Source organism: Leeuwenhoekiella sp. A16 (assembly GCF_047946675.1).
Lineage (GTDB): Bacteria > Bacteroidota > Bacteroidia > Flavobacteriales > Flavobacteriaceae > Leeuwenhoekiella.
The window spans coordinates 4176499-4199483 of sequence record NZ_CP172313.1 but is presented as its reverse complement, the minus strand read 5'-3'; the positions used below and the strand labels follow the sequence as shown (position 1 = coordinate 4199483).

The following is a 22985-nucleotide window of genomic DNA, read 5'->3' as shown; positions in this document are numbered from 1 at the left end:
AGTACGGCTAGTACTTAATTATATAAATAAGAAAAAACCCGGGCTTTTAGCTCGGGTTTTTGTTTTTAGTACCAGAAGATATTAGAATTCTCTTGTCATTTTCATCATCAATAAGCTTGACGTAATCTAACGAGTTATAAATCTAAATTCTTGTCTTTCGCGGCAAGCTTCAGCGAATTATAAACCTCTACAATTGTTAAATTTCCCAGCCTTTACGGTAGCTTTGTCTTCCTACAAATTGGTTGGCCTCTTCAAGATTGGTGATTTTCATATTATCACCATCCCATAGAAGTTTTTTACGCGCATAGAATTCCATTTTTCCCTGGCTGTTTTCTCTTTGCAACATGTAGCTGCGTATGGCAAGATTACCCATTAGTACAGTTTCTGTCATTGGTCCTGCATAATCAAATGAAGAAGTTAGACCTTTATGCTCAGAACTATTAAAGCCAGCTTTACAGGCATCTACCCATTTGCGTTGATGACCGTATTCCGGTTCTATATTCTCTTCTACTTCTTGACCAAATTCTGTAGTGCCATCATTAAGATAAAGCTTTGGCATTAATGGTGAACTGTCATTAATGTTTGTAGAAATGATACCGTTTTCACCGGTTATCAATACGCCATTATAGCTTCCTTTACCACCTATGTCATCATTTGCAGGAATAATTTCCGGGTGCGATGGGCGTATACCACCATCACTCCAAGTCATTTCTATAGGAGATTTACTTTTATCTGTAGCATCAAAATGGAGAGTAATAAAAGAAGAAGGAGGGCAGCCTTCGGGATGGTAATCTGCATTCCACATTTCGGTGTAAACCGTACCTACACTACATTCTGCATCTGTAGGATATTTTAAATTTAACGTCCTAAAAGGAATATCAACAAGGTGACAACCTACATCGCCTAACGCGCCGGTACCATAATCCCACCAGCCTCTCCAGTTGAAAGGATGAATATTAGGAATATAAGGTGTTTCTTCTGCAGGTCCCAGCCATAAATTCCAATCCAGGTCTGCCGGTTTTAGACTGGCATTGGGCTCAGGCATGGCATTACCTTGTGGCCACACGGGTCTGTTCGTCCAAATCTGTACTTTAGAAATTTCGCCTAAAACACCAGAATCTACCCATTTTTGTACCATCCCCAGAAGTTCATTAGAACCTCCCTGATTTCCCATTTGGGTTACAACCTTTTGATCACGCGCCATCTGAGTAAGCATTCTGGCTTCACGTATATTATGTGTCATAGGTTTCTGAACGTAGACATGTTTACCTCTCTGCATCGCAAATGAGGCTGCGGGACCATGAACATGATCTGGAATTGAGATTGTAACTGCATCAATATCTTTTTCTTTATCAAGCATTACTCGATAATCTGCATAAAGTTTTGCATTAGGAAATGATTCTACAGAAGCAGCGGCTGAGCCAGAAAAATCTACGTCGCAGAGCGCTACAACACGCTCTCTGCCATTAACAGAAGCGTTCATAATGTCGCTGCGACCTTTGCCGCCGGCGCCAATAGCCGCAATGTTTAGCTGATCACTGGGAGCAGTGTAGCCTACGCCCCCCAGAACATGTCTGGGAACAATAAAAATAGAAGATGCAATTGCACTGGTTTTTACAAAAGATCTTCTTGAATTGGAAAATGGTTCTTTTTCTTGAGACATTCTAATTTGGTTTATAGATAGTTATTTGGTTACGCTAAATGTATTCTTAAAGTTAGGTAAATAAAAACTATCTCAAACGTTTGATTTATGACCTTTTCTTTTGTACAGAAACAAGAAACTGCATTACTATTGAAATTGTACTAGACCCATTCTTCTTTTAAAATACCGTAGCAGCAAGTATTTCGCTTAAAGCCATCTAATAAATAAACATTCTTTCTTAATATTCCTTCTAGACGAGCGCCCAATTTCTCGACGGCTTTTCTGGATCTTATATTACGTTCATCAACTCTAAATTCTACTTTTTCAAAATATAAGTCAATAAAAGCATAAGAAAGCATGAGTTTTTTAACCTCTGTGTTAAGTCCTGTGCCCTGAAATTCTCGGCCAATCCATGTGCTGCCAATATGCAGAACTTTATTGGGCCAGTCTATATTCATAAACCTAGTACTCCCTGCATATGCATTAATTTGTTTATCAAAGATGATAAACGGTATTGCGCTCAATTCTTCTAGATGTTTAAGGGCAGTAGCGATATAGGTGTTTAATGTGGCAGGAGTCGCAATGCCTGAAGGTGAATATTGTACCAATTTATCCTGAGAGGCTATGGGTAAAAGAAGTTCTGCGTGTTCTAATTTTAAGGGAGAAAGTTTAACGCGCTCATTCTCGAGTATAGGTGCTATCATGGTTTTAAAGTAAGCAATATCTAAAGTTGAAGCAAGGCAAAAACTGCTCAAAAAAAATCCGTTGCTTACACAACGGATAATTCATCTTTAAACTAAATTTATTCTAAAACACCGATTATTATTCTTCTCTTGAAGCAACAGATGTTTGTTTGCTTCTAAGGTCTTTATTGATTTGAGCAGCGATAAATGACTTTTCGTTTTTGAAAGCGTTGTCTGATAGAGCAACAGTCTCCAGATTTTTCATTTCTGCAATTTCTGAAGGTATAACACCATACATAGCGTTACCAGAAAGATTAAGTTCTTTTAATTTGTGAAGCTTTAAGATAGCTTGTGGAAGTTCACCAGTAATGTTATTGTCAAATAAGTTGATAACTTCAAGGTTTTCCATGTTAATAATATCATTACTAACGTGGCCTTCTAAATTGTTACTGCTTATCATTAATTGTTCTAGACGAGATAATTTGTAAAACGAGTTAGGTAACTTACCTGATATCATATTACCATTAAGGACCAATTTTTTCAAATTCTTAAGGTTACCCATTTCTTCAGGTAGTTCACCGTTAATTTTATTGAAAAACATCTCAAGGGTTACTAAAGAAGTAAGATTACCAATGCTTGCAGGAATATTACCTTCAAGATTATTCATACTTAAGTTAATGCCTACAACATTATCATTAACAAGACGAACACCGTACCATGTATCAACTGACTTAGAAAGATCCCAGGTATTGTTCCAGTTCTCACCATTTGTAGAATGGTAAAGATCTATAAGAGCATCTTTTTGAGTCTGAGAAACTTCTGCGAAAGAGCAAACTGTAAAAAGAAAAGCTAGTGCAAGTGTAATAGTTGATCTCATAATTATTAGTGTTTGTGTTTTACAACGTAAATATAACACCCTTTAGCCGTGAAATGCAAATATATTCGATGAAATACACAATTATTTTAGTTCGAAGGTAATTTGAGGTGGTTAATCAACGATTTTTCATGTTTTTTACCGATAATCGATGTTTTTAAGGTGGTTTTTAACTAACCAAGTATTTCAAAATCAAAGGATCTTTAGAATAATTTCATTTTAATAACTTCTATAAATAGAAAAAGGTTACCACATAGGGCAACCTTTATTTAAACATATTAGAATAACTTATTATTCTACTAACAAGCCTTCAGAAGTTTCCTTCGTTGACTTGAATTTTGATAAAATCATAGCACCAACTCGCTGCTGCTTGTTAAAAGCTAACTGAGCCAATACAATCAAGTACAAAAATGGAAGAAAAACAATCAATAAAATAGTCTTCATGATTTGAGGCATTTATGTTATACGCTGTAAACATACAATGCATTTACATGAAATACCAAATATAATCGGTGAAATACACAAAATTATCTCAATAATGTTATTTTTTGTAGGAAAGACTTAGGTTTTGATTTCTAGCTGCTCTTTATCGATGATTTCACAATTTCCATATTCATATCGTGACCACCGTCAAAAACAAGATATTCTATCTTATTTTTAAATAGAGAATTTGCTTTAGTTTTTTCGCCCTGCATTCTTTCTTCGGTGAGGTAATGGTCTTGTGTACCATAAATAAGTTTTACAGCAGTATCAATATCTAAATAATCAAACTGCTCAGGTTTTAATTCGTTAGGAATCCCGCCGGAATGAAGGATAATTGATTTGCTCTTTATCTTATTTTTTGCGATCCATCTTGTAATAACAGAAACCCCTTGCGAAAAACCGAAGACGATTAGGTTTACATCATCAGATAAATGCGGCTGCACAGCCTGCTCATATACAGCATTCATATAGTTTAAAACATTCTCGGTCTCTAATGCAGTATTTTCTTTAGTAAGCCAGGAAGCTCCTACATATTTAAAAGATTTGTCCTGATAATACTTGCTGGGAGCCTGTGGTGCGATAATATAATTTTCTGTTGGGTCTAGCTCTTTAAAGAATTCTATGAAATATCGGCTCAAATAACCTATTCCATGACAAACGATCCAGATGTTTTTTGTCTTTGTGGTTAATGTATTTAATGAGCTATATGTATTCTGTGATGAGTAAGTAACGGTATTTTCTAAAGCCATATATAGAGTATTTGTATCTTTACAAAGTAAACTATTATGTATGAATTATACCAAGGAGGAGGTTCTTGAAAGATGCACAGAGATTTGCAAAAACACATTGATGGAAACCCTTAATATTGAGTTTATTGACGTAGGAGATGATTACCTTACTGCAAAAATGCCTGTTAATAAAACAGTTTACCAGCCTGATGGTGTACTACACGGCGGTGCCACGGTCGCACTTGCAGAAAGCGTAGGCAGCGCTGCCAGTTATATTTTTCTAGATTCTGATAATTATATTGTTCGGGGGATCGAGATTTCTGCTAATCATTTAAAGAGTATCTCTCAGGGATATGTTTTCGCTAAAGCTACTTTTTTACACAAAGGGCGCACAACACAACTTTTGGATATACGCGTTACAAACGAGGCCGGCGAATTAATCTCAGTCGTCAAACTCACAACTATAACACTTCCTAAAAATAAATAATGACAGTTTCAGATTTTTTTGAGCATCTGAACCATCAGCGCGTGCAAAACTTACCGTTTGTAGCATATAGAAAACCGGGAGAATTACCAGTGAATGCGCTACTACAACCTAATGATGATCTTAATACTGTCTTAGATTTTACCGAAAAAGGATTTGTTTTTTCACCCTATGATATAGATAAACCGGCCGTAATTATACAGGGTGCAAAAATTGTAACCTCTCAATTTGAGTCTACAACTTTAGAAGATGAAAAGGAATTTACAGGATTTAATTCTACAGAAGAAGAGAAACAAAAACATGTAGATTTAGTTCAAAAATCGATCAAAACCATAGAAAAATCAGCATTGCAAAAGGTGGTTTTGTCGCGCGAGCAAATCATAACTTTACCTGCAACAGACGTTTTCGAGGTTTTCAAATCATTGTTACAAAAATATGCGCAGGCATTTGTCTATATCTTTTTTCATCCTAAAGTAGGCCTTTGGCTGGGGGCGTCTCCGGAAACTCTTCTTTCGCTTAAGCGAAACAGATTAAAGACGATGGCGCTGGCAGGCACTCAAATTTATAAAGGAACGCTGGATGTGGAATGGGGAGAAAAGGAAAAGGAAGAGCAGCAGCTTGTTGTAGATGAAATAAGCCATAAATTGAAAGAAATAGGAGTGGGTAATTTAAAAAAATCGCCCAGAATAACCCAAAAAGCGGGAAATATACTGCATTTATCGACCCAAATTAATGCAGTTTTAGATGAAAAATCGCCTACAATCAACGAGATAGTTGCAGCGTTACATCCTACTCCTGCAGTTTGTGGTTTGCCGCGACATCTTGCTCAGGATTTTATAGCAAATAATGAAACTTATGCTCGATCATTTTACACTGGTTTTCTGGGTGAATTAAATATGGAAATAATAAGCACAAGAAGCACCAACAGAAGGAATACCGAGAATCTGGCTTATCGAGCCATTACTACTGCTACAGAGTTATTTGTAAACCTGCGTTGTATGCAAATAAAAGATAACACAGTTCATATATATGTAGGCGGCGGAATTACCAAATCTTCTGTGCCAGAAGATGAATGGGAAGAAACTTGTGCAAAAGCCAGAACTATGAGCAGGGTTCTGCCTAATTAAAAGATTAAAATAGTTAATGAAATATTCTAATATACCGGTTTCCCAATCTATCGTGCATTTATGTCTTATTAAGGGGATAGATCATGTAGTTATATCGCCAGGATCTCGTAATGCGCCATTAACAATTGGTTTTACGCATCATCCTGATATAAAAACCTATAGCGTGGTAGATGAACGTAGCGCAGCTTTTTTTGGTTTGGGCCTGGCCCAGCAACTTAAAAAACCTGTTGCATTGGTATGTTCCAGCGGAAGCGCACTTCTCAATTACTATCCGGCAATTTCTGAAGCTTTTTACAGCGATATTCCTTTAGTCATTATTTCTGCAGACAGGCCTATTGAGCGTATAGATATTGGCGATGGGCAGACGATACGGCAGCGTAATGTTTTTGAAAATCACATTTTATATTCGGCTAATTTATATTCAGAATTGGTTCCTGAAGAGCCGGTAACTGATGCAAAATTATTGCAAAAGCAGGGAGAGGCAGAAAAGCATAATCACCAGGAAATTAATAAAGCTTTAAATATTGCGATAGTACAGCAGGGGCCGGTGCATATCAATGTTCCGTTTTACGAGCCCCTTTATAAAACCGTTGAAGAGCAAACCGTAAAGCCCATTGTTGTAAATCCGCAGATCAGGGAAGAAACACTTTCAGAAAGTGAGTTAGAACCTTTTCTTAATATTTGGAACAGTGCTAAAAAGAAGATTATAATAATAGGAGTACTTAACCCTAATTCTATTGAACAAAAGTATCTGAATATTTTAGGCAATGATCCCAGCGTATTAGTGTTTACTGAAACGACATCTAACACGCATCATCCTAATTTCTTTACGCGTATAGATAATCTTATCGGCTCGCTTGATGATAGCGAATTTCAAGAGCTACAGCCCGATATTTTGCTTACAATGGGAGGTATGATAATTTCAAAGAAAATAAAAGCTTTCTTAAGAAATTACAAACCACAACAACATTGGCATGTTGATCCTAAAAAAGCTTATGATACATTTTTCTGTTTAAACAGGCATTTTAAGGTGAGTCCCAATCACTTTTTAGAGCAGTTAACGACTAAGTTGACTTTCGTCGAAAGCGGTTATCAGTCAAAGTGGTTGCAGTTGCGAGAGCGCAGGGATGAGTTGCATAAAAAATATATACAAAATATTGAGTGGTGTGATCTAAAGGCATTTGAGCATGTGCTTAATAAAATACCAAGTGCATCTATGCTGCAACTAAGCAACAGTTCTACCATACGGTATGTACAACTTTTTGATATTGATAAAACATTACAGGTTTTTTGTAATCGAGGTACAAGTGGTATTGATGGATGTACTTCTACAGCGGTAGGGGCAGCGGTCGGGAGTAATTTACCCACTGTACTTATAACCGGCGATTTGAGCTTCTTCTATGACAGCAACGGGCTGTGGAATAATTATATGCCTTCTAATTTTAAAATTATACTTATCAATAATCAGGGCGGTGGGATCTTCCGTATTTTACCCGGTAACAAAGATTCTGAGGAGTTTGATACTTTTTTTGAAACTGTGCACGATTTCACAGCAGAACATTTATGCAAAATGTATAATATAGCTTATTTTTCAGCATCAACAGAAGAAAAGCTCGATTCTGAAATTGGTGAATTATTTCGCTTAAATAGTCAACCAGCCTTATTAGAAATCCACACACCGCGCAAAATCAACGATAAAGTGCTTTTAAAGTACTTTGACTTCATCAAATAAGGGCTATCGATCAATGCACTTTTATTTTATGTATATTTAAATTCACAAATTATTATTAACACACAAAATTCGAATTTATCATGAGTAAAAGAGATGAAATGATAGCCAAATATGCTACAGACCTAAAAGAAAAAGTAGGTCATGAAGCAGATATGGACCTGTTAACCAAAGTGACCATAGGATGTGGACCTTCTATCTACAATCAGGATTCTTCTACTGTATCATCTAGTAGCGAATCTGAATTAGAAACGGTTAAGAAAAATTTCTTAATTAAAAAATTAGGTCTTGCCGATGGACCAAAACTTATGGAAGGTATTGACGCTGTGATGGATAATTATGGTAAATCTAACAGAAGTAAGTATCGTGCTGTCGTTTATTATCTTCTTGTAAAACACTTTGGTAAAGAATCTGTTTATAACTAATAGATCAAATCATATTTTGAAAAAAGCTGCTATCTTAAAAAATAGCAGCTTTTTTATTTCTTATTATTAAAGGAATACTTCTTTAATTTTACTTTGGTTGCTTATAGTTGTGTAATTTTACGGCTTAATTATTTTTTATGTTAGAAATAGGCGCTTACCATAATCTAAAAATAGACAGAGATACAAGCCCGGGTTTATTTTTAGTAAACGAAGAAGGTGATGAAGTTTTATTGCCGGGTCAATACATGCCTAAAGAATTTGAAATAGGTGATGAGTTGTATGTATATGTATATCTTGATAACGATGAGCGTCCCGTTGCAACTACTTTAAAACCACTTATAGAAAAAGATGGTTTTGCTTTTTTGCGTTGCACAGATGTGAGTTCTATAGGAGCTTTTGTAGATTGGGGAATAGAAAAACAATTGTTTGTGCCCTTTGCAAATCAGGTTACGCCTATGAAAAAAGGGCAATACTATGTCACTCATATGTATCTTGATGAAAAATCAAACCGCCTCGTAGGTTCTACTAAACTCAACAATTTTTTAAAGAATGAAAATGTTGATGTTAGCAAGTTTGATAAAGTGGAGATCATGGTGTCTCATTATTCAGATAATGGTGCCAATGTAATTATTAATGGAAAGTATAAAGGTCTTGTTTATAAAGATACAATTTTTGAAGATCTGCGCGTAGGTGACAAACTTCCCGCCTATATAAAACGTGTACGCGAAGATGGTAAAATAGATGTTCTTCTTCAGCCTGAAGGCTATAAAAGTGTAGAGCCTAATGCCAATTATATTTTGGACGAAATGAAAGCCAATGGTGGCAGACTGGATCTTCATGATAAAAGTAGCCCAGAAGAAATTCAGGCGCAATTAGGGTTAAGCAAGAAAAGCTTTAAGAAAGCGGTTGGGGTGCTTTATAAAGAACGTCAAATTGATATTCTTGAAGATGGCATTATTCTAAAAGAGCAATAAGAAGCTTTCTGTTTTTAAGAGACTAACCTTTGTTTTGTTGCTAATATAGCATGATGTATATCTGTAAAGTGCATAATCTTAACAGAAGAAAAAATACTTTCAAATCTTGCTGTTCGCATCGCAAGAGGATCGTAAGTCACAAAATGAACAGCTAAAATTCTTTTATTAAATTGCGATATAAATCGTTGAGCACTAGGCATTATAGAATAAGAGTGTATGCGATTTGTGATTACATAGAATTGTATCTTTTCATCAAAGTATTTTAAGATTTCCTGGCCTAGCTCAAGAGCCTCTTCCTTGTCAATAATAAAACCTTCATTAATCTCACTCACAACACAATTTTTAAAGAAATATAGGTTTCCAAATTCGAATGAAGTGTGGGCAACTATCTGATTTCTAAATTGTGACTCTAATACTTTCATAAGGTTTTATATTTTATATAAATGTCGGGAGTCTTTCTAACATTTTATTTTCCAGAATAGGAAAGGAATAAGAAACGATGAAATAGTGGTAATTGCCGACCAAATGCTTTTTTAAAAGCAGATTTATAAGAGCGTCGTAAATAAGAAATAGAAATTCTTTTGATTAAGAGTTGGAATCAGGTTATTTTTGACAAAAATCAATTTTATGCCAAAGATCGTTTGGAATACTGTAAAACAATACGACGATATTACTTACAAAAAATCTAACGGCGTTGCGAGAATCGCTTTTAACAGGCCAGAAGTTCGTAATGCATTTAGACCCAAAACTACCGCAGAGCTTCTTGATGCTTTTCATAATGCTCAGGAAGATACAAGCATAGGTGTTGTTCTATTATCTGCAGAAGGTCCCTCACCTAAAGATGGTGTATATAGTTTTTGCAGTGGTGGTGATCAAAAAGCAAGAGGTGATCAGGGTTATGTAGGTGAAGATGGATACCATAGATTAAACATTCTTGATGTGCAGAGGCTCATTCGGTTTATGCCAAAGGCAGTAATAGCAGTTGTACCGGGGTGGGCTGTGGGTGGTGGTCACAGTTTACATGTGGTTTGTGATCTCACGCTCGCTAGTAAAGAACACGCGATTTTTAAACAGACTGATGCAGACGTCACGAGTTTTGATGGCGGTTATGGTTCTGCTTATCTGGCTAAAATGGTAGGTCAGAAAAAAGCTAGAGAAATTTTCTTTTTAGGTCGAAACTACTCAGCACAGGAAGCTTACGAGATGGGAATGGTAAATGCTGTTATCCCACATGACGAGCTGGAAGATACCGCTTATGAATGGGCGCAGGAAATCCTGGCAAAATCACCTACTTCAATAAAGATGCTCAAATTTGCCATGAACCTTACTGATGATGGTATGGTGGGGCAGCAGGTATTTGCGGGAGAAGCAACAAGACTCGCCTATATGACAGAAGAAGCTAAAGAGGGCCGAAATGCCTTTCTTGAAAAACGGAAACCAAACTTCGAAAAAAAGTGGATCCCTTAGTATAAAAATCGGGTTAAAAGCAACAAAAAACTCCCTATTTTAGGGAGTTTTTTGTTTTTATAATACTTTAGAATCTAGCGAAGTTTAGGAAAATCTGAAGGATTAGCTTCTCGCATTACGTCGTAAACCTTTTCATAAATATCTTCGGCAGATGGTTTGCTAAAATAGTCACCGTCAGATCCATACGCGGGACGGTGTGGTTGAGCACTAAGTGTTTGTGGTGCGCTATCCAGATATTTAAAAGCTCCCTGCTTTTCGGTTACTTCTTGTAAGAGATAAGCAGAAGTACTTCCCGGCATATCTTCGTCGATAACCAGCAGGCGATTTGTTTTCTTAACGCTCTCAAGAGTATCATGATTAATATCGAAAGGCATTAAACTTTGGGCATCTATAACTTCGGCATTAATACCGGCGCTCATAAGTGCATTGGCAGCTTCCATGACGAGCCTAAGTGTGCTTCCGTATGAAAGTAATGTGATGTCAGTACCTTCTTTTATTATTTCAATTTGGCCTATAGGTGTTCTAAACTCACCCATGTTGGCTGGTAATTTCTCTTTAATTCTGTACCCGTTAAGACATTCAACTATAAGAGCGGGTTCATCGCTTTCTAACAGCGTGTTGTAAAAACCGGCGGCTTTTGTCATATTTCGCGGAGTGAGAATATAAATTCCACGTAGTAAATGAATAAGCGCACTCATTTGTGAACCACTATGCCAGATACCTTCTAATCTATGTCCACGTGTACGAACGATTAAAGGAGCGGTTTGTTTACCATGTGTGCGATATCTCAACGACGCCAGATCGTCGCTCAGGGTATGAATGGCATAAAGAATATAATCCAGATATTGTATTTCGGCGATAGGGCGCAAGCCACGTAAAGCCATACCAATTCCCTGACCTATAATTGTTGCTTCCCGTATACCCACATCTGCTACTCGTAAAGCACCATGCTTTTCCTGTAGACCTTCCAGACCCTGATTTACATCACCTATAGCACCAGAATCTTCACCAAAAATTAATGTTTTAGGATTATTTGATAGAATAGCATCAAAATTATCACGTAATACTATACGCGCGTCTACTTCTTGAGAGTCGTCATTATATACAGGTAAGACCTCTTTTATATTGGTAGCGCGGTTTTCAAGCTCACTATAAAGATGAGCACTATATTGTGGCTGGCAATTTGTTATATAATTTGTGATCCAGTTTTGTAGCTTGGTTTTTGCATCAAAATTCTCTTTGGTGAGAAATCGTAATATTTTTCTGGCAGCTATTAAAAGATCATTTTTAAGAGCGTCTTTTTCTTCTACTAAGGTGTTTTTTATCGGACTAATAAACTGCGTATTACTACTTTTATTTATTATCTCATCAATAAGTACTAGTAGCTTTTTCTTTTCTTCTTTTATAGGATTTATAAACGCTTCCCATGCTTTTCTCTTCCCCTCGCGAACATTGCGCTTTATATTCTTTTCTATTTCTGAAAGTTCCTCATTGGTAGCAATTTGATTTGCTATCATCCACTCTCGCATCTTAACATTACAATCGTATTGACGCTCCCATTCTAATCTGGAAGCACTCTTGTAGCGCTCATGCGATCCTGAAGTAGAGTGACCCTGTGGTTGCGTGAGTTCTTTCACATGCAGTAGAACGGGTACATGCTCATTGCGGGCAATAGCACCGGCTCTTTCAAAAGTTTCCACTAAAGTGGGATAATCCCAACCGTTTACTGTAATTATCTCATATCCGGCCTCATTTTCATTACGCTGAAAACCGCTGAGAATCTCAGATATATTTTCTTTTGTAGTCTGGTGTTTAGCATGCACAGAAATACCATATTCATCATCCCAAATAGAGATTACCATAGGTACCTGCAAGACGCCGGCCGCATTTATAGTTTCAAAAAATAATCCTTCGCTCGTACTGGCATTACCTATAGTACCCCAGGCTACCTCATTTCCTTTATCTGAAAGTCCTGTAGCATTTAAATTATTAGACGCATGTCTAAATATTTTTGAAGCTTGCGCCAGACCTAATAGTCTTGGCATTTGACCTGCTGTAGGAGAAATATCTGCACTACTGTTACGCTGATTCAATAGATTCTTCCAGGTACCGTCTTCATTAAAACTGTGGGTTATAAAATGCCCGCCCATTTGCTTACCGGCACTCATGGGATCGTGCTCTATACTAGTGTGAGCATACAGCCCTGCAAAGAAGTTTTCTATAGAATAGGCACCTATCGCCATCATAAATGTCTGGTCTCTGTAGTATCCTGAGCGCCAGTCGCCATTTTTAAAAGCTTTAGCCATTGCCAGCTGTGGTACTTCTTTACCATCGCCAAAAATGCCAAATTTTGCTTTGCCTGTAAGAACTTCACGACGGCCTAAAATACTGCATTCACGGCTCGTGACAGCGATCTTATAATCTTCAAGGACGGTTACCTTAAAATCTTCATAAGAGAGTTGCGTGAGGGAATCAGATTTTATAGCCATAGTTTAGAAAGGTTGTTTGACAAAAATAGACAAAATTCACTTGACAAACAATGCTCTGAAAAATAAGGAAAGTATCAAAATCGCAATTTTTAGCCTTAAAATCGGCTTTTTGATACTAAAAGTAGATTTTGATTTATTTTTATTAAATTAATCCTAATAACTTTTCGCGGAAGCTTATCTATTTCAATACAATCAATACCACTTTCTGGTAAATAGATTAAATAATGTTCTAAAACTAAGCGTCACAATAAACCTGATTTTCTGATCGTAATGGGGCTGGGCAATTTCCCATCCGTTTGAAGAATATACCGGGAAGAATAGCTCAAAATAATCTTCTACCAGCACGGCACGTACACCACTGTCATACGCAAACTTTGTGTTGAGCCCCTGATTATGGAGCAAACCTATATCGCCATAACCATGTATAAAATGCCATAAGGTTGTGCTGGTATTGGCTGTAAACATCCATTGATTTGCAAATGGCGTATCAAGAATAGATTTAAAACCACCTTCAGCAAGAATAAGCTGCTGGCTAAAGAGACCAGAACTTTCAGAACGACCGTAGTAATTATAGTCAAACATATAATCTGTAGGACGGTCTAATGCAAAACTGAAGTAATCACCATCATTACGGGTGTCATTGTATAAAAATGTACCGGCAAATATTCTCAAATCAAACTGCCTGTTGTTTAAGAAAACTTTTCTGTATTTAGCTGTAAATGAAAGTTTGCTAAACTTTTTTGCCAGTTGAAAATCTGTTTCCCAGTTAAAGGCATTTATTACACCGGGATTATTGTTTGAATATCTAATATTAAAGACATTATAGTCTGGATCATCGTTAGTAATGACATTAGACTTGTCTCTGTTTACATTTACATTTCTAAGCGTTAAAGACTGACTTTTGTCTGATCTTAAATCATCAGTACGAAAACCAAATGTGATAAAGGGCGTATATTTTGTGTAAAAAGCATCTGGCGCATAAGAGAAGGTATTCCCTGAGAATCCATAACGTATCGCATACAAATTACCCTCTTCTATATTTTGCGTATAGGTGAAGCCCAGACCACCAATTATGGCTTTTGACTTTAAACCGTATTGAGGCTCTATTTTATAACTAAATGGTTTAGAAAGAAGCGTTTTATTATACATTTTTGCTCCAATTGTAAGACCATCATACAGGTTATATTCAAAAACCGGCATAAAGAAAACCTGATTTTTAGCAGGGTTCTCGATATCCTGAAATAACTTAAATTGAACCGGTTTATTAAAACCGATGAAAGGATTAACCTTTCTGTAATTATTACGCCTGTTATACTCAGGGACGATGCCTTTTACGTTGAGAGCAACCCGATCTGCACTATCTGCCGCTATAGTAACTTTTTTTAGATTTTTAAAACCATCTACCCATTGTTGAGAAACAACGCTGTCTCCTTTAAGCCCGTACAAAGAAATAGGCATTTGGGAGTTGCGCTTATTTTTTAAGGTGACAACAAGAGAGTCACCTTTTTTGTACGCATTCTGTATCTTATAATCTATTTTCTTACGTGTACTTACATAGTCACCAAAGAACCATTCAAGATCCTTTCCTGATCTGTTTTCTATTAGTTTCCTAAAATCTTCAGATGATGTTAGTTTTAATTTATTGTCATTGTAAAAATCGGCAATAGATCGATCCACAAGATCACTGTTAAGATATTTTGAGAGGTAATGAAAGCCGCTGCCTGCCTTATATTTATTGGCTATATTTTTATTGAATTTTATAAGAGAATCGTAAGGTTTAGAAAGCGCCTGGTCAAGATTAAGACGCGCCATGTGTATATAAAGTAAATTGTACTGATCGTTAAATTCTAATTGTGATGCGTCAAATTTACTTGCCAGCCAAGACTTCTCCAGACTTCCAAAGGCTTTGAGGTTAGGATAATATCTATCCATATATTCCATCATAAGATAGGTCTTGATCCCGTCTGTGACCCATCTGTCTGTACGAGGATTTACATAAAGCGTATTGTCTACATAATTGCTTATGCTGGTTTTTAATATTTTAAGTTCATACTGAAAACCATCTGGAAAAGGCCTAATAAAATCGGGAAGTTGATTAAGACCATACACAGGATTCTCCTTGTAATCAATTTCGGTGATCAATAATTTGTCAAAAGGGTTGGGGCCCAGTTTGTCGTTGAGATATCTTACAATTCTATCTGCAATTATAGCTCTGCTGGGAGCAATTACTTTATTATCGTAAATGTTGCTTATTAGCGAAAGATCTTCCGTTTTAAAAGTCTCGAAATTTGAAATCTTTTTCAGGAAAATTCGCGCGCTATTTCTGGAAGTACCAGTCAATTTTATAACAGATTCGGCCGATTTTTGAGTCTGTAGGGCGGTTTTTTCAAGGTCTGTAGTTACCTCATAACCTTGCGGAAGATTAAAAGTAATGTCAAAATTAGTTGGCGCAGTGTAAAGATCATTTAGGTTTTTATTGCTGTAATATTCCCATTTGCCATCATAGACCGCCGGGCTCAAATACCAGAACCGTAAATTAAAATCACCATTAGGTAACGCGCCATATTCAGTAAAACGGGCATCTGGCAATTTAAGATCATAAAAGATATTGAGCTTATACTCCTGCCTGGGATAGACAGGGTTGCGCAATTGTACTCTTACAATATCTATGGCGTCATCAAGTCTGTGATAATCAAGAAAGCTAAACTTACTATCTGAGATTGATTTTATGGTTGTGCTCCCGCGCTCTTCATTTTTTGCAAGGTGAAATTTACGATCATAATTTTCAGCAAAACGTTTTGCCAGCGCAGATTGTTTAGATGAAAAACTGTTTGCCCAGTCATTAAAATACAATTGGTTAAGCGTATCATTTGTAGTATTTACAAATACTACTTCTTCCTGTACACGTATCGTTTTCGCGGAAGCGTTTAACTTAGCATGTATTGTAATGCGGTTCTGGCTCCATGCAGGATTAGCACAGAGCAGAAGGCATAAAACATAGAAGGACAAGTACTTGCTCAATCCTTTATATTTAGAAAATTAATAGGGAAAACGGGCATCAAAAAGAATTGAGAGATCATCTTTAATATCTAACGTAAAATTGAAGTAACCGGATTGGTAATTATCTTTTATTAGAAATTAGGACTAAGTTCATATTCTGAATAGAACTCATTAAGAACGTCAATAACTTCATCTGGAGTATCTACAAGATGAATAAGATCAACGTCTGCATCACTAATATTTGCAAAACTGTCAAGAAGTGTAGTGCGTATCCAGCCCAGCAGGTCTTTCCAGAAATCTGTACCTACTAAAATAATAGGAAATTTATCGATCTTTCTTGTCTGTATAAGCGTAATAGCTTCAAAAAGCTCGTCTAGCGTGCCAAAACCTCCCGGCATGACCACAAAACCTTGCGAGTATTTTACAAACATTACTTTGCGCACAAAGAAATAGTCAAAGTCAATACTCTTGTCACTGTCAATATAAGGGTTGTCATGTTGCTCAAATGGCAATTCTATATTTAGACCTACAGATGTACCACCTGCCAGATGTGCGCCTTTATTACCGGCTTCCATAATACCGGGACCACCACCGGTTATAACACCGTAGCCATTATCTACTATCTTTTGTGCGATTTCTGATGCTAATTTGTAGTATTTCTGATCTGGTTTTGTGCGTGCGCTTCCAAAGATGGAAACACATGGCCCAATGCGGCTTAGTTTTTCAAATCCGCTAACAAATTCACCCATGATCTTGAATATTGCCCAAGAGTCATTGGTTTTAATCTCATTCCAACCTTTATGTTTATTCTCGTTTCTCATTATAAATTTTAACGTTACTAAAAAGCTTTTGGTGCGAAACCAAAACCGCCTAAATTAGTTCTTTTCTCAAAAACTGGGCGGTATAGCTCTTTTTATTTTTGCTTACTTCTTCCGGTGTTCCTTTTGCCACGACCTGCCCGCCATCTTTTCCGCCTTCGTATCCTATATCTATAATATAATCTGCCATTTTAATAACATCCATATTATGTTCTATGATCAACACTGTATTGCCTTTATTTACTAAACGATTAAGTACATCCATAAGTACGCGTACATCTTCAAAATGTAAACCGGTTGTAGGTTCATCGAGTATATAGAAAGTGTTTCCTGTGTCACGTTTAGATAATTCTGTAGCGAGTTTTATACGCTGCGCTTCACCGCCCGAAAGTGTTGTAGATTGTTGACCAAGGGTAATATAACCCAGCCCCACATCTTTTATAGTTTTTACCTTTCTGTATATTTTGGGAATATGCTCAAAAAACTCAACGCACTCATTTATGGTCATCTCAAGCACATCTGATATTGATTTGCCCTTATACCGTATCTCAAGAGTCTCTCTGTTAAAACGCTTACCCTGGCAAGTCTCACACTCTACATAAACATCTGGTAAGAAGTTCATCTCGATCACACGCAGACCACCACCTTTACAGGTCTCGCAACGCCCGCCGGCAACATTAAAACTAAATCTACCCGGTTTATACCCGCGTATCATAGCTTCCGGAATCTTTGCAAATAGACTGCGTATCTCACTAAAAACGCCTGTATAAGTAGCAGGATTTGAGCGTGGCGTACGGCCAATTGGCGATTGATTAATATCAATTACTTTATCGCAATTATCAAGCCCTTTAATAGATTTATAAGGCTGCGGAGTTTTTACACCATTAAAATAATGCGCATTCATTATAGGATAAAGCGTCTCATTGATGAGCGTTGACTTACCACTGCCAGAAACACCGCTTACAACTATCATTTTACCTAACGGAAGTTTAATATTTACGTTCTTCAGGTTATTACCAGTTGCACCTTTAAGTACGATCTCCTTACCGTTGCCTGCTCTTCTTTTTTCGGGAATGGCAATCTCCTTTTCTCCATTAAGATACTGGGCGGTTAATGTATGGTGCTTAAAGAGTTCTTCCGGCGTTCCCTCGCTAATAATCTCACCACCGTGTTTACCAGCTCGTGGCCCTATATCTATAACATGATCTGCACGTAAGATCATATCTTTATCGTGTTCTACCACTAGTACAGAATTCCCTATATCTCTTAATGAAACCAGTGAATTGATCAATTTCTCGTTATCACGTTGATGCAAGCCTATACTTGGTTCATCGAGAATGTACAAAACTCCTACAAGTTGTGAACCTATTTGTGTAGCTAAACGTATACGCTGCGCTTCACCACCAGACAGCGATTTAGAACTTCTGTTAAGAGAAAGGTAGGTAAGACCCACATCTACAAGAAATTGAATGCGAGCATTTATTTCTTTAATGATTTCTTCACCTATTGCAATTTGCTTTTCACTCAGGCTTTTGGGCAAAACCTTAAACCAATCTGCAAGCTCAAGAATATCCATCTGAGCCAGTTCTGCAATACTTTTTTCGTTTACACGAAAGTAAAGCGATTCTTTACGTAGCCGCGTGCCATGACATTCTGGGCAATCAATCTTATCCATATAGGCTTTTGCCCATCTCTTTAAGGAAGCAGAATCATTATTGTGAAAAGTATTTTCTATAAAATTAGCAATACCTTCAAAATCTATCTTGTAATCACGTGTAATACCAAGGGTTTTTGACTCGACTGAGAATTTCTCCTTGCCACCATAAAGAATCATTTCTATAGCATCTTTAGAAAGCTCAGAAATAGGATCACTCAATTTAAAATCAAACCTCTGGGCAATTATCTCAAGTTGCTTAAAAACCCAATTGCTTTTTTGCGGGCCTTGTGGTTCAAGACCACCGGCCTTTATAGACTTAGATTTATCTGGTATTATTTTATCAGGATTTACTACTTGTAACTGGCCAATACCGTTACATTTAGAACAAGCTCCTTTAGGAGAATTAAATGAAAAGTTATTAGGTTCAGGATTAGGATATGAAATTCCGGATGTAGGACACATTAAACTTCTGCTAAAATATCTCGCTTCCTGAGTATCCTGGTCAAGAACCATCAAAACGTCATCACCATGATACATGGCAGTGTTTATAGTTTCAAGCAATCTTTTTGCGATATCCTGACTTTCTTCAATTTTTAACCGGTCTATCACGATCTCTATGTCGTGTGTTTTGTACCGGTCTATTTTCATTCCTTTTACTATATCTCGCACCTCGCCATCTACCCGCACCTTTACAAAACCCTGTTTTGCGATCTGTTCAAAAAGTTCGCGGTAATGCCCTTTACGGCTTCTTACAATAGGAGCAAGAATGTTGATGCGTTTGTTTGTAAAATCTGAAATGATAAGATCTTTAATTTGCTCGTCGCTGTAGCTTACCATTTTATCACCGGTGACATAACTATAAGCATCACTGGCTCGCGCGTAGAGCAAACGCAGGAAATCATAAATCTCTGTAATTGTTCCCACCGTAGACCGCGGACTCTTACTTGTTGTTTTTTGTTCTATCGCAATAACGGGTGACAGACCCTGAATCTTATCAACGTCAGGTCGTTCAAGACCACCTAAAAATTGACGGGCATATGCCGAAAAAGTTTCAATGTAGCGACGCTGTCCTTCTGCGTAAATAGTATCGAAAGCCAAGGAGCTTTTACCACTGCCTGAAAGGCCGGTAATAACAACTAATTTTTCGCGGGGAATTTTTACATCTATGTTTTTAAGGTTATGCACACGAGCGCCATAAACCTCAATATATTCTTGTGTTTCTGCCATTTTTTTTACCAAGCTGCAAAGGTACTTAATTAGGTGAAAAATAGAAAGGTGACCAGTAATGAATAACCGTTATATAAAACTTAAAATTGGAGCTTCTCAGCAAATTTTAGATTTATATAAGACAGCTCTTTTTTTGCAGGATTAAAACTCTACTTCATAATTAGAGAGCATCTCTGCAATGACTTTTTCGGTTTGAGAGAGTAAGTCTGTTTTTTTCTGTTTTATGGTTTCTACCTTTTTAAAATAAGGAACTATACTTCCGCTGGCGTAGCTCTCTACAATAGCCGGGTGTACATAATAGCTCCTACAGACTGCGCGTGTATTTCCCAAGCCTGCTGCCGCAGCGTCATACGCGGTAAGGATGTTTTTAGCATTTGCTTTTTCATCTGCAATGTATCCGCTTTCGCGTAAGCTTTCAAAGAAAATTTTTGTGGCGCCCCAGGTTCTAAAATCCTTAGCAGAAAAGAGATCGCCGCTTATCTCATGTATATAATCGTTTACCATGCCACTGTCTATAGTATGCTTGTTACCGCGGTCGTCGTAGTATTTAAAGAGTTCCCAGCCCGGGATTTCCTCACATCTGTTTACCAGTTTTATAAGTTTTTTATCTGTAATCGTGATATCGTGCTCTTTACTTTTTTTGCCTACAAATTTAAAACGCATGTTCTGCGCGGTAGTTTTCACATGGCGCGTGCGTAGTGTTGAAAGTCCGTAGGTTTTATTGCGTCTGGCATAACACTCATTACCTATACGTATGTGAGTTTCTTCCATAAGGCGAATGACAAGAGCAAGTACTTTGCGCCGGGTCATTTCTTCACCGTCAAGATCAAGATCTACCTGTTTGCGTATTTGCGGCAAAATATTAGCAAAAGACGCCATTTTAAAGAACTTGGTCTCATTGCGTAGTTTGTTCCATACATCGTGATAGAGATAAACTTTACGATTTTTTTCATCACGTCCTACAGCTTGCAGATGCCCGTTCTCAGGTTCGGCTATGCGTACATCTTCCCAGCCCGGCGGAATCACTAATTTATGTATGCGATTGAGTAATTTTTTAGTTTTAACCGGTTTTCCGTTTTTGTCATAAGAAAAGCCGTTTTTATCCCTTTTACGGGTGATTTTTAAATTTTCGCTAGTAACGTAAATGAGATCTGCGAGGCGGGCCGCTTCTTCCGGGCTCGATAAGATTTCCTCAAGATTTTCTTCAGAAATGGTCATAATCCAAATTTAGGCTGAAGTATGACAGATATATGATAAGGAAATATTAAATGTCTAAAAATAGAGCAAAGCTGCTGTAAATTTGTGAACCAGGAAAGGAAACCGCTGTCTCTACGACTCAATAAATGTGGGTTTCCACCAAAAAAATAGAAAATGAAAAAGTATATCACAAGATCAACATTAATAGCTGCTGTCTTTTTAATCAGCCTTTCTCAGGTTTCTTGTCAAAACAGCGACAAGAAAAGTGATGGTAATGAAGTAGCACTTCCTACAGATTATCCTGAAGGCAAATCTCCTGAAGTCTGGAAAGAAAAATTAACTGATGATCAATATGAGATCATGGTTAAAAAAGGAACTGAGCCACCTTTTAGAAATATGTATTATGACAATCACGAGAAGGGAATTTATGTAAGCGCGGCAACCGGCGAACCATTATTTAGTTCTGAAGATAAATTTGACTCTGGTACGGGCTGGCCTGCATTCTCAGAACCAATGGATGATGATGCTGTGATCTGGGTAAAAGATAACAGTCATGGTATGAGCAGAGACGAGGTGATAGAAAAATCTACAGGATTGCATTTAGGTCATGTTTTTAACGATGGCCCGGCACCTACAAATTTGAGATATTGTATTAATTCTGCAGCAATGAAGTTTGTGAAGCAGGATTAGATAAGACTTTTGTAAATCATAAAAAAAGCCCGAACAGAATTCTGTTCGGGCTTTTTGTTTTATCTGAATTTTAATCCTTCGGCTTTTCGTCACCCTGAATTTATTCAGGGTCGCACTAAGAAAAGTTTGATGCGATGCTGAAACGAGTTCAGCATGACAATAATTTAATTAGTCGAAATAGCTAAAAGTCTCACCTTCTTTAATACTTAGAACGCTTTCATAAATAAGTTTGATCACATTCTCAACATCTTCACGGTGCACCATTTCTACAGTTGTGTGCATGTAGCGCAACGGTAAACTAATTAAAGCTGAAGCTACACCACCATTGCTGTATGCAAAAGCGTCTGTATCTGTACCAGTAGCACGACTGCTGGCAGCACGCTGAAAAGGTATTTTTTTGTCTTCTGCAGTATCAATTATAAGATCGCGTAGCTTTTGCTGTATTGCCGGCGCGTAAGAAATAACAGGACCTTTACCTATTTCGGCCAGACCGTTAGTTTTCTTTTCTATCATTGGTGTTGTTGTATCATGCGTAACATCTGTCACAATAGCAACATTAGGTTTAATACGGTGTGTGATCATTTCTGCACCACGTAAACCAATTTCTTCCTGTACAGAGTTTACAACATATAGCCCAAAATCAAGCTTTTTGTCACCTTCCTTTAAAAGTCGAGCAACTTCTGCAATCATAAAACCACCCATACGATTATCTAGTGCACGGCAAACAAATTTGTTCTCGTTAAGCACATGAAATGTATCTGGGTAGGTTATAACACAACCTACATGAACTCCTGCTTTTTCTACTTCTTCTTTTGTGCTACAACCTATATCGATAAAAATATTATCCAACTTAGGTGTTTCTTCTTTGCTTTTATCGCGAGTGTGAATCGCAGGCCAGCCAAAAACGCCCTTTACAATACCTTTTTTAGTATGGATGTTAACGATTTTTGAAGGTGCGATCTGGTGATCGCTTCCACCGTTGCGTATTACATAAATAAGGCCATTGTCTGTAATATAATTTACATACCAGGAGATCTCATCTGCGTGGCCTTCTATAACAACTTTATATTTTGCGTCAGGGTTAATGACTCCTACAGCTGTGCCGTATGTATCTGTGATAAATTCGTCAACATAAGGAGTAAGGTATTCCATCCATAATTTTTGTCCGCCCCATTCATATCCTGTGGGAGAAGCATTATTAAGATAGTTTTCAAGAAAGTCAAGTGACTTATCATTTAATATACTATTTGCCATAAAAATTCAATTTTCCACGAAAATAAGAATATTAAAC

Annotated in this window: 19 protein-coding genes; 7 read left to right on the top strand and 12 right to left on the bottom strand. The window is 37.1% G+C overall.

Annotation, left to right across the window (positions count from 1 at the left end; genetic code table 11):
• Positions 1 to 196: 196 nt before the first annotated feature.
• The 5 genes from ACH3O9_RS18340 to ACH3O9_RS18320 all read right to left on the bottom strand — a co-directional run bounded on the left by ACH3O9_RS18340 (position 197) and on the right by ACH3O9_RS18320 (position 4431).
• Positions 197 to 1663 (bottom strand): Gfo/Idh/MocA family protein, encoded by a 1467-nt coding sequence (locus ACH3O9_RS18340; RefSeq protein WP_416442882.1) that lies wholly within the window; start codon positions 1661 to 1663, stop codon positions 197 to 199.
• Positions 1664 to 1803: 140 nt separating this feature from the next.
• The gene (locus tag ACH3O9_RS18335; RefSeq protein WP_416442880.1) at positions 1804 to 2346 is read right to left on the bottom strand and encodes a GNAT family N-acetyltransferase; all 543 of its coding nucleotides are present in this window, start codon (positions 2344 to 2346) and stop codon (positions 1804 to 1806) included.
• 118 nt (positions 2347 to 2464) lie between these two features.
• Entirely contained in the window at positions 2465 to 3202 is a 738-nt protein-coding gene (locus tag ACH3O9_RS18330; RefSeq protein WP_416442878.1) for a leucine-rich repeat domain-containing protein, read from the bottom strand.
• Between the two features lie 288 nt (positions 3203 to 3490).
• Positions 3491 to 3643 (bottom strand): hypothetical protein, encoded by a 153-nt coding sequence (locus ACH3O9_RS18325; RefSeq protein ID WP_416442876.1) that lies wholly within the window; start codon positions 3641 to 3643, stop codon positions 3491 to 3493.
• A 131-nt stretch (positions 3644 to 3774) separates the two neighbouring features.
• Complete coding sequence (locus tag ACH3O9_RS18320) at positions 3775 to 4431, bottom strand: alpha/beta hydrolase (RefSeq protein ID WP_416442874.1); 657 nt, start codon at positions 4429 to 4431, stop codon at positions 3775 to 3777.
• 40 nt (positions 4432 to 4471) lie between these two features.
• On the opposite strand from ACH3O9_RS18320, the gene ACH3O9_RS18315 reads away from it, so the two are divergent.
• The 5 genes from ACH3O9_RS18315 to ACH3O9_RS18295 all read left to right on the top strand — a co-directional run bounded on the left by ACH3O9_RS18315 (position 4472) and on the right by ACH3O9_RS18295 (position 9149).
• Positions 4472 to 4897 (top strand): PaaI family thioesterase, encoded by a 426-nt coding sequence (locus tag ACH3O9_RS18315; RefSeq protein WP_416442872.1) that lies wholly within the window; start codon positions 4472 to 4474, stop codon positions 4895 to 4897.
• Positions 4897 to 6021 (top strand): chorismate-binding protein, encoded by a 1125-nt coding sequence (locus tag ACH3O9_RS18310; protein ID WP_416442870.1) that lies wholly within the window; start codon positions 4897 to 4899, stop codon positions 6019 to 6021. The genes ACH3O9_RS18315 and ACH3O9_RS18310 overlap by 1 nt, the downstream gene beginning before the upstream one ends.
• Before the next feature lie 16 nt (positions 6022 to 6037).
• Positions 6038 to 7753: a 2-succinyl-5-enolpyruvyl-6-hydroxy-3-cyclohexene-1-carboxylic-acid synthase gene (menD, locus tag ACH3O9_RS18305; protein WP_416442868.1), complete on the top strand. Its 1716-nt coding sequence runs from the start codon at positions 6038 to 6040 to the stop codon at positions 7751 to 7753.
• Between the two features lie 80 nt (positions 7754 to 7833).
• Positions 7834 to 8175: a DUF2853 family protein gene (locus ACH3O9_RS18300; protein WP_416442866.1), complete on the top strand. Its 342-nt coding sequence runs from the start codon at positions 7834 to 7836 to the stop codon at positions 8173 to 8175.
• 137 nt (positions 8176 to 8312) lie between these two features.
• Positions 8313 to 9149, top strand: a complete 837-nt coding sequence (locus ACH3O9_RS18295; protein WP_416442864.1) for a S1 RNA-binding domain-containing protein — start codon at positions 8313 to 8315, stop codon at positions 9147 to 9149.
• Between the two features lie 14 nt (positions 9150 to 9163).
• Here the strand turns inward: ACH3O9_RS18295 and ACH3O9_RS18290 are convergent, their stop codons facing one another.
• Positions 9164 to 9571: a hypothetical protein gene (locus ACH3O9_RS18290; RefSeq protein ID WP_416442862.1), complete on the bottom strand. Its 408-nt coding sequence runs from the start codon at positions 9569 to 9571 to the stop codon at positions 9164 to 9166.
• Positions 9572 to 9776: 205 nt separating this feature from the next.
• On the opposite strand from ACH3O9_RS18290, the gene ACH3O9_RS18285 reads away from it, so the two are divergent.
• On the top strand, positions 9777 to 10616 hold the full coding sequence (locus ACH3O9_RS18285) for a 1,4-dihydroxy-2-naphthoyl-CoA synthase (RefSeq protein ID WP_416442860.1): 840 nt from the start codon (positions 9777 to 9779) through the stop codon (positions 10614 to 10616).
• A gap of 74 nt (positions 10617 to 10690) precedes the next feature.
• On the opposite strand, the gene ACH3O9_RS18280 is transcribed toward ACH3O9_RS18285, so the two are convergent.
• The 5 genes from ACH3O9_RS18280 to ACH3O9_RS18260 all read right to left on the bottom strand — a co-directional run bounded on the left by ACH3O9_RS18280 (position 10691) and on the right by ACH3O9_RS18260 (position 21025).
• Complete coding sequence (locus ACH3O9_RS18280) at positions 10691 to 13105, bottom strand: alpha-ketoacid dehydrogenase subunit alpha/beta (RefSeq protein ID WP_416442858.1); 2415 nt, start codon at positions 13103 to 13105, stop codon at positions 10691 to 10693.
• Between the two features lie 192 nt (positions 13106 to 13297).
• The gene (locus tag ACH3O9_RS18275; protein WP_416442856.1) at positions 13298 to 16126 is read right to left on the bottom strand and encodes a metalloprotease; all 2829 of its coding nucleotides are present in this window, start codon (positions 16124 to 16126) and stop codon (positions 13298 to 13300) included.
• Positions 16127 to 16236: 110 nt separating this feature from the next.
• Entirely contained in the window at positions 16237 to 16926 is a 690-nt protein-coding gene (locus ACH3O9_RS18270; protein WP_416442854.1) for a TIGR00730 family Rossman fold protein, read from the bottom strand.
• Between the two features lie 49 nt (positions 16927 to 16975).
• Positions 16976 to 19807 (bottom strand): excinuclease ABC subunit UvrA, encoded by a 2832-nt coding sequence (gene uvrA / locus ACH3O9_RS18265; RefSeq protein ID WP_416442852.1) that lies wholly within the window; start codon positions 19805 to 19807, stop codon positions 16976 to 16978.
• A gap of 141 nt (positions 19808 to 19948) precedes the next feature.
• Positions 19949 to 21025 carry a DNA topoisomerase IB gene (locus ACH3O9_RS18260; protein ID WP_416442850.1) on the bottom strand — a complete coding sequence of 359 codons (1077 nt, stop codon included), beginning with the start codon at positions 21023 to 21025 and terminating at the stop codon, positions 19949 to 19951.
• A 153-nt stretch (positions 21026 to 21178) separates the two neighbouring features.
• Between ACH3O9_RS18260 and msrB the strand changes: the two genes are divergently transcribed.
• Entirely contained in the window at positions 21179 to 21694 is a 516-nt protein-coding gene (msrB, locus tag ACH3O9_RS18255) for a peptide-methionine (R)-S-oxide reductase MsrB (RefSeq protein WP_416442848.1), read from the top strand.
• 168 nt (positions 21695 to 21862) lie between these two features.
• On the opposite strand, the gene ACH3O9_RS18250 is transcribed toward msrB, so the two are convergent.
• Positions 21863 to 22948: a M42 family metallopeptidase gene (locus ACH3O9_RS18250; RefSeq protein WP_416442846.1), complete on the bottom strand. Its 1086-nt coding sequence runs from the start codon at positions 22946 to 22948 to the stop codon at positions 21863 to 21865.
• Positions 22949 to 22985: the final 37 nt, after the last annotated feature.